Source organism: uncultured Psychroserpens sp., assembly GCF_947503375.1.
GTDB lineage: Bacteria > Bacteroidota > Bacteroidia > Flavobacteriales > Flavobacteriaceae > Psychroserpens.
Window position 1 is genome coordinate 146,658 of sequence record NZ_CANNDQ010000007.1, and the last position, 13,040, is coordinate 159,697.

General features: G+C 32.0%; 12 protein-coding genes. 6 read left to right on the forward strand and 6 right to left on the reverse strand.

Annotated features, from left to right (window positions below; all coding sequences use genetic code 11):
• Positions 1-46 precede the first annotated feature (46 nt).
• The gene (gene rpsO, locus Q0876_RS12955; RefSeq protein ID WP_299228540.1) at positions 47-316 is read right to left on the reverse strand and encodes a 30S ribosomal protein S15; all 270 of its coding nucleotides are present in this window, start codon (positions 314-316) and stop codon (positions 47-49) included.
• A 179-nt stretch (positions 317-495) separates the two neighbouring features.
• Here rpsO and Q0876_RS12960 point away from each other — a divergent pair, with 179 nt between their 5' ends.
• Positions 496-1,332, forward strand: a complete 837-nt coding sequence (locus Q0876_RS12960; RefSeq protein WP_299228541.1) for a hypothetical protein — start codon at positions 496-498, stop codon at positions 1,330-1,332.
• 148 nt (positions 1,333-1,480) lie between these two features.
• Positions 1,481-2,584 carry a PAS domain S-box protein gene (locus tag Q0876_RS12965; RefSeq protein ID WP_299228542.1) on the forward strand — a complete coding sequence of 368 codons (1,104 nt, stop codon included), beginning with the start codon at positions 1,481-1,483 and terminating at the stop codon, positions 2,582-2,584.
• 27 nt (positions 2,585-2,611) lie between these two features.
• Here Q0876_RS12965 and accD read toward each other — a convergent pair whose 3' ends face one another.
• The 3 genes from accD to Q0876_RS12980 form a co-directional block, all read right to left on the reverse strand.
• On the reverse strand, positions 2,612-3,472 hold the full coding sequence (gene accD, locus Q0876_RS12970) for an acetyl-CoA carboxylase, carboxyltransferase subunit beta (RefSeq protein WP_299228543.1): 861 nt from the start codon (positions 3,470-3,472) through the stop codon (positions 2,612-2,614).
• 36 nt (positions 3,473-3,508) lie between these two features.
• Positions 3,509-4,576 carry a class II fructose-bisphosphate aldolase gene (gene fbaA, locus Q0876_RS12975; RefSeq protein WP_299228545.1) on the reverse strand — a complete coding sequence of 356 codons (1,068 nt, stop codon included), beginning with the start codon at positions 4,574-4,576 and terminating at the stop codon, positions 3,509-3,511.
• Positions 4,577-4,710: 134 nt separating this feature from the next.
• The gene (locus Q0876_RS12980; RefSeq protein ID WP_299228547.1) at positions 4,711-7,206 is read right to left on the reverse strand and encodes a BamA/TamA family outer membrane protein; all 2,496 of its coding nucleotides are present in this window, start codon (positions 7,204-7,206) and stop codon (positions 4,711-4,713) included.
• Between the two features lie 161 nt (positions 7,207-7,367).
• Here Q0876_RS12980 and Q0876_RS12985 point away from each other — a divergent pair, with 161 nt between their 5' ends.
• Together Q0876_RS12985 and Q0876_RS12990 are read left to right on the forward strand one after the other, a co-directional pair.
• Positions 7,368-8,084, forward strand: a complete 717-nt coding sequence (locus Q0876_RS12985; RefSeq protein ID WP_299228549.1) for an RNA methyltransferase — start codon at positions 7,368-7,370, stop codon at positions 8,082-8,084.
• Positions 8,085-8,178: 94 nt separating this feature from the next.
• Positions 8,179-9,435 (forward strand): DUF5103 domain-containing protein, encoded by a 1,257-nt coding sequence (locus tag Q0876_RS12990; RefSeq protein ID WP_299228550.1) that lies wholly within the window; start codon positions 8,179-8,181, stop codon positions 9,433-9,435.
• Here the strand turns inward: Q0876_RS12990 and Q0876_RS12995 are convergent.
• The gene (locus Q0876_RS12995) at positions 9,432-9,971 is read right to left on the reverse strand and encodes a cysteine dioxygenase family protein (RefSeq protein WP_299228553.1); all 540 of its coding nucleotides are present in this window, start codon (positions 9,969-9,971) and stop codon (positions 9,432-9,434) included. The genes Q0876_RS12990 and Q0876_RS12995 overlap by 4 nt on opposite strands.
• A 93-nt stretch (positions 9,972-10,064) precedes the next feature.
• On the opposite strand from Q0876_RS12995, the gene Q0876_RS13000 reads away from it, so the two are divergent.
• On the forward strand, positions 10,065-11,432 hold the full coding sequence (locus Q0876_RS13000) for a pyridoxal-dependent decarboxylase (RefSeq protein WP_299228555.1): 1,368 nt from the start codon (positions 10,065-10,067) through the stop codon (positions 11,430-11,432).
• Positions 11,433-11,536: 104 nt separating this feature from the next.
• Entirely contained in the window at positions 11,537-11,923 is a 387-nt protein-coding gene (gene apaG / locus Q0876_RS13005; RefSeq protein WP_299228556.1) for a Co2+/Mg2+ efflux protein ApaG, read from the forward strand.
• Positions 11,924-11,926: 3 nt separating this feature from the next.
• Here the strand turns inward: apaG and Q0876_RS13010 are convergent, their stop codons facing one another.
• Positions 11,927-12,925 (reverse strand): DUF6695 family protein, encoded by a 999-nt coding sequence (locus Q0876_RS13010; protein WP_299228558.1) that lies wholly within the window; start codon positions 12,923-12,925, stop codon positions 11,927-11,929.
• Positions 12,926-13,040 lie beyond the last annotated feature (115 nt).

The window sequence follows — 13,040 nt, forward strand, 5'->3', positions numbered from 1 at the left end:
GTATGAGTTTGTTATATAAAAAAAGAGGCATGAAGCCTCTTTGATATTATTTTCTTAATCCTAACTCTTTAACTATAGCACGATATCTCATGATATCTTTTTTAGTTAAATAGTCAAGTAAAGCACGACGTTTACCTACTAACTTTACTAATGAACGCTCGGTATTATAATCTTTACGATTGTTTTTTAAGTGCTCGGTCAAGTGGTTAATTCTGTATGTGAATAAAGCAATTTGCCCTTCAGCAGAACCAGTGTCTTTTTGGTTTTTGCCATGTTTTTTAAAGATAGCCTCTTTTTCTTTTTGATCTAAATACATGCTAATATTATTGTAAATGATTTTTATGTATGTTGAAAGTCTTTCTTTCAAGCGGCAAATATAGTAATTTTTAATGATTTACAAATTTACCATTCTATAGTTTTTATTTTTTTGCATATGGATTAAACCTTTAAGACAAGTTGAGGTCTTAACATCATATTAACATCAAATATTTAGTCATGAAAACAGTTTTAAGATTTATGTTAGCCTTTATTGCTTTAGGTTTAACTATTACCAGTTGTACTAATGAAGATACAACTACTGAAGAAGAGCAAAATGAAGAGGTTTCTGAAGTGAAATTATCTTCTGAAATTGATACAGCTGCAAGTATAATAGGAGATATTATCATTGAAGCTTACGAAACTGAGGAAAGTGATAACCTTGGTAGAAATGGAAATGGTCAGGGAATGTTACCAAACTGTGTTACAATAACTGTAGTAGCTCAACAGGGTTTTAGGGAAGTTACAGTAGATTTTGGCACTGAAGGTTGTGAAGTAAGAGGACATTTATTGAAAGGACAGATAGTGTTTTCCTATACAAGAAATATTGAAGCACAAGAAGTCATAATCAACTATTCATTGATTGATTTTTACTTTGATGCTAAGCAAGTCATTGGTAGCAGAACGTTATTTAAAGAACGTTCTAATGCTAATGGAAACCCACAATTTACACATACATTAGATATTACGGTTATATGGCCAAATGGAGCTCAAGCCAGTCGAGAAGGACTTAAAGTTAGAGAATGGGTTGAAGGGTTCGAAAGCGGTATATTTAGCGATAATGTCTTTGAGGTAACAGGTAATTGGACGACATCCTTTGTTAATGGTAATGTACATTCTTATGAGGTGCTTACACCTTTGCGTAGAGAAGTTATATGTTCTTATTTTGTTAGTGGTAGCGTTGATGTGCAGCGAACCAATTTTGGAGGTACTTTTGATTATGGTATAGGTGACTGTGATAATGAAGCCACATTTACATTCAATAATGGCAATGAGGTAAATATCATTTTAAATTAAAATATTTCCTAATAGTTAAAAAAAGCGAGCCAAATGACTCGCTTTTTTTATAGAGTTTGTTTTAGAGTTATTAATTTATAAAATAGTGATAATTCTTACAGAGTTTTATGGATTAATTTGTTTGTTATTAATCCATTACCTCAAAATTATGCCAAAAAGATTACATACTGTAAAACAAGAATTATTTGAAAATATCTTTAAAAATGCCCATGGAGGCATAGCAATTGTTGGTCTAGATGGAAGTTGGGTAAAAGTCAATGAAAGCATCATAAATTTATTTGGTTATAAAAAGGATGAATTATACAGCATGTCTTTTCAAGATATTACGCATAAGGATGATTTAGATAAAGACATACAATATGTTCATGATTTATTGGACGGAAAAATAGAAAGTTTTCAAGATGAAAAGCGATATTTCCATAAAGATGGACATGTAATCTGGACATTGATCTCAGTATCATTAATGCGAGATGCTAATAATAAACCGCTTTATTTCATCTCACAAATTATAGATATTTCAGAACAAAAAGAATCTACAAAACAATTAGAGTTATTGATGAATATTGCTAAGCAACAAAATGAAAAGCTCATGAGTTTTGCTCATATTGCAACTCACGATATCAGAACTCATGTAGGTAATTTAAATACAATTACCAACTTCATAGAACAGGAGCATGAGTCTATAAATGAAGATGAGAATTTTGAACTTTTGAAAGATGCTTTGTCTCATCTAAATGAAACATTATTGCACCTCAATAAGGTAAGGAAGCAAGAATTATCTGAAAATGATGGTTTAAAAGCCTTAAATCTTAATGAGTTTATTACTAATGCTATATATAACGTGACTGCCATTGCCAATGTATACAAATTCAAGATAATAAACAATGTGAGCCCAGAAATTGAAGTTATGGCCATTGAAGCATATTTAGATAGTATCATTCTAAATTTTTTGACTAACGCTATTAAGTATAGAGAAGAAGAGCGACAATCGTATCTTAAAATTGATGCGTCTGTTAATAAAGACGATGTGTTAATTACGTTTAAAGATAACGGGATGGGCTTTGATTTAGAAAAAAACAGGAATAAGTTATTCAAACTTAACGCTACATTTCATAAAAAAAAGGACTCTCGTGGCGTAGGTCTATTCATTACAAAAAACCACATAGAAAGTATGGGAGGAAAAATAAACGTTAAAAGTAAGATTAATGTTGGAACTTGTTTTTATGTGCATTTAAAAAAAAACTTGAACTAAAAAAAGCGAGCCATTTGGCTCACTTTTTTATACTGTTCTTAGGGGTTGATTTTTTATCAAATCAATATATAAATTAACCTTGTTTTTTAAATCTTTACGGTGGGTAATAAAATCTAAAAACCCATGTTCTAATAAAAACTCAGATGTTTGAAAACCTTCAGGTAGTTCTTGTCCTGTTGTATCTCTTACAACTCTGGGACCAGCAAAACCAATTAAAGCACCAGGCTCACTAATGTTGATGTCGCCTAACATTGCAAAAGAAGCTGTAGTACCACCAGTTGTTGGGTCTGTACATAACGATATGTATGGAATACCTGCGTCAGCCAACTGAGCTAATTTAACTGATGTTTTAGCTAATTGCATTAATGACAACGCAGCTTCCATCATACGCGCACCTCCTGATTTTGAGATGATCATAAATGGTATTTTTTTCTTTAGTGCGTAGTCTGCAGCACGAGCAATTTTTTCACCTACAACGCTACCCATAGAGCCTCCGATAAAGGAGAAATCCATACATGCAACGACTAAGTCTTCACCTTTAGATTTACCAACAGCAGTTCTAACGGCATCTTTAAGCTTCGTTTTCTCTTGAGCCGCTTTTAATCGATCAGGATACTTTTTTGTGTCTTCAAATCTTAAAGGGTCTTTAGACGTTAAATCTGCATCTAACTCCTTAAACGTATTATCATCGAATAATATTCCGAAATACTCCTTACTGCCAATTCTTACATGATACCCATCTTCAGGGCTTACATAAAAGTTTTGTTCTAATTCTTTGGTGTCAACTATTTTTCCAGTAGGCGATTTATACCATAATCCTTTGGGTGTATCTTTTTTCTCTTCGGTAGAGGTTTGAATACCTTTATCTTTTCTTTTGAACCAAGCCATTGAAATGGATTTAATTAATTAGTTTAGATTGCAAATTTATAAAGTATTTACATTATTAAGGTCATCAAATGCTTTTTTTAAGCGCTCAACAAATGCATCTTCACCTTTACGTAACCAAACTCTTGGATCGTAATATTTTTTATTTGGAACATCATCACCATCTGGATTACCGATTTGTGATTTTAGATAAGCTTCTTTTTCATTCATATAATCTCTTACACCGCTCATAAAAGCATACTGCATATCTGTATCGATATTCATTTTAATTACACCATAACCAATAGCTTCTCTAATTTCTTCAACTGTTGATCCAGAACCACCATGAAATACAAAATCGATATGATTGTGAGGTAAATTGTGTTTCTTTGATAAGAATTCTTGAGAATTCTTTAATATTTTTGGTGTCAATTTTACATTGCCTGGTTTGTATACACCGTGAACATTTCCAAACGCTGCAGCAATTGTAAATTGATCGCTCACTTTACTTAGCTCTTCGTAAGCATAGGCAACTTCTTCAGGTTGCGTATATAATTTAGAATCATCGACGTCTGTATTATCCACGCCGTCTTCTTCGCCACCAGTAATACCAAGTTCTATTTCTAAAGTCATACCCATTTTACTCATGCGTTTAAGGTATGTTTTACAGATTTCAATATTCTCTTCTATAGGCTCTTCAGATAAATCAATCATATGAGAGCTGAAGAGTGATTTTCCTGTTTCAGCATAATGGCGTTCACTTGCTTCTAATAAACCGTCAATCCAAGGTAATAATTTTTTAGCGCAATGGTCTGTATGTAAGATTACAGGTACGTTGTAAGCTTCTGCCATAAGGTGAACGTGTTTCGCACCAGCAATAGAACCAGCAATAGCTGCTTTTTGATATTCATTACTCAAACCCTTACCAGCATTAAATTGAGCACCACCATTAGAAAATTGTATGATTACAGGAGCATTTAAAGCTTTTGCAGTTTCTAAAACACCATTTATAGTATTTGAACCGATGACATTTACTGCTGGTAATGCAAATCCTTTTTCTTTTGCTAAATCAAAGATAGCCTGAACTTCACGACCTGTAGCAACTCCACCTTTTATATTATGACTCATTTTTGTGATATTTAAAGTTGAAAATTAAGTTATCAAAAATAAACAATTTTTAAATACCAATGATTGAATTAAAGAGTTTGATGGCTAATTAATTCATACGAAAACGTTATTGTTAAGAAACAATAATGAAAATATTAAAACGGATAGTTGATACCAATATTATAGACTGCATTTCCGAAGTTGTAATCCTTAAACCAACGACTTCCAGATAGTCTAGAAGGATCATAGGTTTTAAACCCAATATCTAGCCTGAGCACAAAAAAACTAAAATCATATCTTAAACCAAACCCAGAGCCAATAGCAATGTCTTCTAACGATTTAAAACCATCGAAGGTAGCGTTTTCATCTTCAACATCATCAAGCGCATTCCAAATGTTTCCAGCATCAACAAAAACAGCACCATTAAAACGACCAACTAGATTGAATCGTTGTTCGGCACTTAAAGTGATTTTCATATTTGCTTCATTAAATTCGTTAGTAGATAAAGAACTGCCTGGTCCAAGATTATAAGCTGTCCAAGCCCTATTATCATTTGGTCCTCCAGCAAAAAAACTTTCGGCAAATGGGATATTGTCTGAATTACCATAAGGTATCGCAATACCAAAATAACTTCGTATGGCAAAGACATTTTTCTTTCCTAAATTCCAGTGTTTAACATAATCTAACTCCGTTTTTATAAATTGAGAAAACGGAACACCAAAAAGTTCGTATTTGCCATTACTATTCTTATCTAAATTGAAAACACTAGAAAGATTGGCAAATAGATTACCGGCAGTTTCAAGCCTAAATCTAAAAATCGAGAAGTCTTCATCAAAAAGGTTTTCTCTTCTATCCTTTACGTAATTAAAACTTGATGAAAATATAAGGTTGTCTTCGGTAAGGCGATCTTTTCGTTGAGAAATGTTATTTACATCAATATAATTATCTTCCTCTGGAGTTAGCGTCGTATTGTTATTTAGGACATCATTTATAAAATTATCTGCTCCATCAGGAATGGAAAGGTCATTATCAGAGTTGATGTAACCAATATCTTGTGCAATTTGATTTAGCCTATCATAAGAGTTTTGATAGACTCCAAAATAATTATCTGTATTTAAATTTTTAACGAACTGAACATTGAATAGATCAATATTATTGGTCACTTTTTGAGAGGGATACCAGTTGTAGTTGAAAGACCCAGTGAACGTTTGTTTATCGAGTCCAATATTACGCTGACTTGTGGCTCCCATGCTTATACGTGTGCTAGGAGACATGTATTTTGGAATGATCTTATCGGTATTAAAAGGCACAAAAAATCTAGGAATACTTAGTCTTAAATTACCACCTATTTCATTAATGTCAAAAAATTGGTCTTGACCATTTGAAGCATCTTTAGAAGAACCTATTGCTCCTAATGCAGAGATCTCTAAAGTTTCTGCACCTCTGAATATGTTTCTTATAATCAATCCAGTACTGAATGAAAAACCTATAGTTTGTATATTGCTTTGGGTAATATCAAAATCAAAACCTAGATCATATTTTTTTCTAGGCGATAAATAAATGTTTGCAGTTAGAGTCGTATCCGCTTCATTTTCTATATATTCTATGTTTGGGTATCTAAATGCCTTGAGTTCACTTAAATACCTATAAGTCCTTGTTCTGTCAATATCTCTAAAAAGTCCACCTTTAGTGATGAAAATAGCATCAGTTAAGGCTTTAGGTCTATATTTTAATTTTTCGTAGCTGTATAGATTATAGTTGTCGTATTTAACAGAGTCTGTTATAGTAAGGTTGCGATTTTCATATTTATAATCGCTAAAGATATTAACGTCTTTGATCTTATAGATTTTAAATGGAACACGTTGAATAGAATCTTCGGTTCGAATAGCTCTGTTTTTTATTAGTAATTCGGTGTTTACCTTTTTGTTAGTACCTATGGTATCCAAATCAAAACTAATATAATCTTGGCCAAAATGATACAATCCTGAATTTCTGAGTTCTGTAGTTAGCCTGTTTCGTTCTCTTGTGTAGTTGAGTTCATCATATTGCTGTCCTTTTTTTAAAAAGGATGCTCTTTTAAATTTAGAAACATATAACGAGTCTACTATTGGTGAGTCAATGAAAGCCGAAATAGAGTCTAGCACATAAGGCTCGCCTTTAGTTACCTTATAAGTTACAGAGGCTCTTTGGTTACTGTCTTTTTTTACATCAAATGAAGTTTCTACATTAAACCATCCCTTGCTAAAAAAATATTTTTTAAGTTCTAATGATGTTTTTTCAGCTTTTTTTTCATTATAAATTGCAGGAGCCTCTCCAGTTTTTTTTAGCCACTTATTGAAATTCTTTTTAGAATTGATCAAAGCTTCATATTGTTTTATAGATAATAATTTTTTGAGTCCAGTTTTAGGGTTATCTGGATTTCTATATTTAGCATCTAAAATGGAATCTATATTTGGTCTGGCTAAGTTATAGATATGAAGCCTAAGAGGAACACCAAGTAATTTCCCATTAGGCTTTTGATAAATTAAGTTGCTCACCGTTTCTGTCTTGTCTTTTTTATCATCTACTATAACTGTATTTTCTGTAAGAAGATGCTCACTTTCACCAACACGTTTCATAACATCGCAAGAAGTTACAAACAAGGTGGACATTATCAAACATGATATGTAGTAGAGGCTTTTTTTCAACAGAAATTGATTAAAAAAACGATGCAATTCAAATGTACAGTTTTAATATGCTTTAGCATAACAAAAAATAGACCAAAAAAGTATTACTTTGTAAATAGTATGGATGTAACAAAAGTAACTACATTTTGAGTATAACAAAGAATGAGATAAAATTAATTAGAGCCTTACAACAAAAAAAGGTTAGAAATCAAGAGCAATTATTTATTGTTGAGGGTATCAAGGGCGTTAGAGAGTTTTTAAATTCGCATTTTGAATTATATAAATTATTTTCAACAGAATCTATTTTTGATATAGATACGACCTTAATTTCTGAACAGGACTTGCAAAAGATAAGCGCCTTAAAATCGCCTAATACCACGCTGGCTATTTTTAGAAAGCCAATGGAGCAGCCCATACGTGAGAGTGGCTTATTAATTGCTTTAGATGATGTTCGTGATCCTGGAAACTTAGGTACAATTATTCGCCTTTGTGATTGGTATGGTATTGAACATCTAATCTGTAGTTTGGAAACAGTAGATTGCTATAATTCAAAAGTAGTACAGGCAACTATGGGTTCTTTAACGCGAGTGTATGTTCACTACATAAATCTTGGCGACTTTTTAAAGCAAACAAAATTAAATGTGTTTGGTACTTTCATGAATGGAGATAACATCTATTCAGAAACCCTACCTAACGAAGGTGTTATCATAATGGGTAATGAGGCTAATGGCATTTCCCCAAATATAGAGTTACTAGTTGATAAACGTATTGGAATACCACGTTTCGGTAAGCTTAAAGCTATTGAAAGTTTAAATGTTGCTACAGCTACTGCAATTATATTAAGTGCTTTTAAAATGAAATAGCAGTAGAATTAGTATTTGTTTGACACTTAAGTTTATGTTATTCTATTTAATAAAGGCATGGATTTTGCATATCTTTACATTAAAACTTTATTAGATGCAACTAAGAACACTTTGCTTACTATTGACTTTTTGTATGCCATTTTTTATGTGGTCACAGGTAGAAGAGCTTAATCCTCCAGAATATATTAAAACCATTACTTTTAAGAGTAGAAGTACACAACAAGGTCAACTTCCAATCTTAAGATTGAATGAACCTTTCTATATAGAATTTGATGCGCTTACTAATACTGAACCTGATTTTTACTATACCATAGAACATTATAATTATGACTGGACTAGATCTAATCTTGTAAAGATGGAGTATATGGAAGGCTTTGACGATTTTAGAATTGTAGATTATTTCAATTCATATAATGCATACCAAATGTATTCACATTATAAGCTTCAAATCCCCAATCAGCAAACCAGAGCACTTACTAAAACAGGAAATTATTTGATTTCTATTTACAATGAAGATAGAGAACTAGTGTTTACTAGAAAATTTATGATATACAAACAACTATTGGGAGTAGGTGTATCTATAAAGCGATCAAGAGATGTAAGGTTTATTGCAGGTAAACAAACAGTAGATATAAATATCAATACGAGTAGTTTGAATATTAATAATCCATTGCAGACGATTAATACATTGATTATCCAAAACAATAATTTGAATACAGCTATTAAAAACATAAGGCCACAATATACTTTGGGCAGACAGTTGATATACAAATACACAAACGAAACAGCATTTTGGGCTGGTAATGAATTTCGTTTTTTCGAAAATAAAGATGTTAGAGCCGCCAATGTAGGCGTTCAGTTTATAGATCTAAAAGATATTTATCACAATTATTTATTTGTAAACACAGAGCGTGCTAGCCAGCCTTATACCTATAATCCAGATATAAATGGTAATTTTTTGATCAATGCTCTAGATGTTGTTGAAGATGTTGATATTGAAGCAGATTATACCATGATACATTTTGCATTAGCTCATCCAAAGTTTAACGATGGAAGTGAAGTATACGTCTATGGAAATTTTAATAACTATGCCCTCGAAGATATGAATAGAATGTACTACGATAATGACGAGAATTTGTATAAAACAGCTTTTAAACTAAAACAAGGGTTTTATAATTACAAATACGTTGTAGTAGATCCTAAAGGAAATCTAGACGAAGGCTTGATTAGTGGTAATTATTGGCAAACTGAAAACAACTATAAAGTGTTAGTGTACTATAGAGATTTAGGTGCAAGGTATGATGAATTGATTGGTTTTGGTGAAGCGTCCTCAGTAGATATTTCTAATTAATTGCTTTTAGTAACTAATTCAACTTCTCTAAAGGTGTCATATTTGAGTTCACGTTCAATAAACGTTTTTGAAGCTTCATCATAAGACCTACAGTTTTCAATTGGTTTGGCATAAAGATGTAAACTCAAAGATTTTCCTTTATAAGTGTTCTTTAACTTATGCAAACCAATTCTATCATTCATAAATGATAATTGCTTAGGCAATAAGTGATGAGACCCTTCTTCTTTTATATCATTATTTGTTGTTAGCGTGTAATAAACTTCTTCCATACTACCTTCAAGCAAATATACCCAACAATCTTCACCATCATGCCCATGAATTGACGTTGCTTGATTTTCATTCCAACAAAGTAAGATTAACTCAAATTGATGGTCTTTATATAGACAGTTTCTTGTGTATTTTTTTGGAGACCAACTTTCAAAGGGTTTAAAATTTATACATTCAAAATTAAAATTATTAAAAATAGAATTGTAATCTTTTTTAGAAGATTCCGACAATAATGCTATTAATTTGTGAATGTTTTCTGGAGATTTCAATATGCAATAAATATATTTAAAGGGATTTTCATAATATTCCGAAAAAATAGGAATAAATTTACACAAAGCCAAAATTTTAGACTACAACAGCACATGCATAACGATTTAAAATTGTTTACAGAACTCGCTGAGTTTTTACTATCTGAAGAAGAAAACAACCCTGTAGCAATACCAATTGAGACAGGCGAACTTTACAATAGATTAGATCTAGAGCTAACAAACGAACCCTTAATAGGTGAAGATTTTAAAAACCTCTTGAAAGAAGTTATTAAAAGCACACCAAAAACAGCTTCAAAAACATTTTTCAATCAACTCTTTGGTGGTAGAATTTCTAAAGCAACTCTTGGAGATTTGCTATCTGTTATGCTAAATAATAGTATGTACACCTACAAGGTTGCTGGACCTCAGGTTGGTGTAGAGAAAGCGATTTTAAAAGCTGTTGGTGAACGTATTGGTTATGGAGTGCAAAGCGATGGCACTATAGCACCAGGTGGCTCAATGTGTAATTACATGGCAATGTTGATGGCTAGAGATGTTTTTGACGGCTCAATTAGAAATAATGGTATAACTCGAAAGCTAATTGCATACACCTCAGATACATCTCATTATTCAGTAACAAAAAATGCATCATTCGTTGGCATTGGTAGACATCAAGTAAGAGCAGTAAATACTAATAATAGAGGAGAAATGTTAGCAGCAGATTTAGCACGTCAAATCGAAGATGATATCAGTAATGGCTATCATCCATTTTTCGTCAATGCTACCGCTGGCACTACTGTCTTAGGTGCTTTTGATAATATAAAAGATTTAAGTGAAGTGTCTAAAAAGCACCAACTTTGGTTGCACTTAGATGGAGCCTATTGCGGCGCTGTAATTTTTAGTAAGTCTTATAAACATTTGGTAAATGGTATTGAGCTTACAGATTCATTTAGCTTTAATGCACATAAAATGTTAGGGACCCCCTTAAGCTGCTCTATATTAGTGACTCAAAATAAGGAACACTTATACCAATCATTTTCAAATGAAGCAGATTATTTATACCAAACAAGTGACGACGATTTTAATTTAGGAAAGACATCATTGCAATGTGGTCGCCGAAACGATGCGTTAAAACTTTGGACATTATGGAAAGCTGTTGGTAGTAAAGGATTAGAAACAATTGTAGACCATCAATTTCATTTAGCTCATGTTGCTAGAGATTATATTAGTAAACATTCCGATTACACATTATATAGTTTTGAAGATTCGATATCCGTTTGTTTTAATTATAAAAAAATTTCTGCTAAGGTGTTGTGCACAAAATTATATGAACACTCAAAATTAATGGTTGGCTACGGAAACTTTAAAGGAGAAACATTTGTAAGGTTGGTAACAATTAATACTAAAGTTGAAACAAATGACATATTACGTTTTTTTAAAACAATCGAAACATTTGTAGATTCAGAAAATTTGCAATCATGATAAGATTAAATAAACACAGGTGTTAAAAATTTGCTTAATTTAAAAAAAACACTGAAATTAACTGAAAATTAATTATTTTTGCTCTTCTTAGCTAGGATTTAACAATGGTACAACAGGTTACAAGTGGGATAAAGATTTCTGTAGAAACTACTTTCGAAGGTACATTTTATAAAAATTATAAAGTGCATTTTGCCTTTGGATATAAAGTAACTATTGAAAACCAAAGTAAAGACTCTGTTCAACTTAATTCTAGATACTGGAAAGTTCTTGATGCTTTGAATAATGTTGAAGTCATTGAAGGCGAAGGTGTTATTGGTAAAAAGCCCGTCTTAAAACCAGGTGAGTCTCATACTTATAACTCTGGATGTCTATTAACGTCTCCTTTCGGTGCAATGCAAGGGCACTATAATATGGTGAACTTTACAAATACTAATAAATTTAAAGTAATCATACCTTCATTTAAGTTAAGTGCGCCTTTCGCACTAAATTAATACTTAAGTATAGTTTTCTAAATATTCAAATCTCAAAGTCTGATCTTTCTGATTAATATGAAAGAATTTACAATTTGAATAGTGAATAAATTGGTAGTTGGAATAAATATCAAAACTTTCTGAAGCAAGTTTATAAAGACCATCACAATCAACGTTACCGTAAGGAGAAATACGCCTAAATCGAAACTCGTGAGTGCTGCCGATATCATAAATTTCAAACCAAGCTCCAGCAGCAATACCACTAAGCCATTGCGCATGATCACTTTTAATAACATTGGGCTTAGGCTCAAGCGTACCTATCAAACTAGGCTGATAATCGGTTAATGTGTCTAAGAAAAAACGTCTATTTTCTTTGCTAACTGTAGATGTAAATTCTGAAATATCTCCAGTTTCAGTAACAACAAATACATCATTTTCGGTATCTGCAATAATTACGTTACCTATAGTACTTGGCGTAAAACGCTTTGATTTGATCAGTTTTGACTTAATTTTGACATCAGTTGTACTAACTATTAAAGTGTCTGTGACAAATCGAGCACAATTACATGCTTCATTGGCAAAGGCTGCATATCTAATGAATCCTTGATTTTGCATCATGGTAATATGGGTTCTTGCTTTTTTATAATCTATTGCGTTGCAAACTGAGGCATATAACTTGCCATCTCCATGGGTTAATTTGGATTGCGTAGCTAGAAACTTCAATATGCTATCAAGGTTTTTGATTTTATCATTTTCCATTTCAGCAATCAAAGGAAAATTGAGTTCAAAATCGGTTTCTCTTCCTCTAACTCTTCCATTAGGCGATGAGGTAATGTAACGACCAAAATCATGGTATTCTAAAACACCAGTCGCTTTGTCAATTAAAACTAATGCCGCATGGCCAGCTCTTACTGCATTTGGTTTTCCTATGCCTAAATAAGGTAAAAACTTAGAGTACCATTCTTCAGCATGAGAAACAATAGTTTCAGGGTAAGCTAGTGTTAATATAATTCCGTTATTCATATAAAAAATAATTCAAGCAACTTACAAAAATTTATGCAGTAATTTTAACCTGCTTTTAATAGCGATTAATTTAATAGTCGTTAAAAAATCGTAACTTTGCATCTTCAAATAAATA

Excerpts from the sequence above, each read along its gene's own strand:
- Q0876_RS12990 (WP_299228550.1), top strand. The coding sequence starts at position 8,179 with ATGCAACTAAGAACACTTTGCTTACTATTGACTTTTTGTATGCCATTT.
- Q0876_RS12980 (WP_299228547.1), bottom strand. The coding sequence starts at position 7,206 with ATGTCCACCTTGTTTGTAACTTCTTGCGATGTTATGAAACGTGTTGGT.
- Q0876_RS12960 (WP_299228541.1), top strand. The coding sequence starts at position 496 with ATGAAAACAGTTTTAAGATTTATGTTAGCCTTTATTGCTTTAGGTTTA.
- Q0876_RS12965 (WP_299228542.1), top strand. The coding sequence starts at position 1,481 with ATGCCAAAAAGATTACATACTGTAAAACAAGAATTATTTGAAAATATC.
- rpsO (WP_299228540.1), bottom strand. The coding sequence starts at position 316 with ATGTATTTAGATCAAAAAGAAAAAGAGGCTATCTTTAAAAAACATGGC.
- Q0876_RS13010 (WP_299228558.1), bottom strand. The coding sequence starts at position 12,925 with ATGAATAACGGAATTATATTAACACTAGCTTACCCTGAAACTATTGTT.
- accD (WP_299228543.1), bottom strand. The coding sequence starts at position 3,472 with ATGGCTTGGTTCAAAAGAAAAGATAAAGGTATTCAAACCTCTACCGAA.
- fbaA (WP_299228545.1), bottom strand. The coding sequence starts at position 4,576 with ATGAGTCATAATATAAAAGGTGGAGTTGCTACAGGTCGTGAAGTTCAG.
- apaG (WP_299228556.1), top strand. The coding sequence starts at position 11,537 with ATGGTACAACAGGTTACAAGTGGGATAAAGATTTCTGTAGAAACTACT.
- Q0876_RS13000 (WP_299228555.1), top strand. The coding sequence starts at position 10,065 with ATGCATAACGATTTAAAATTGTTTACAGAACTCGCTGAGTTTTTACTA.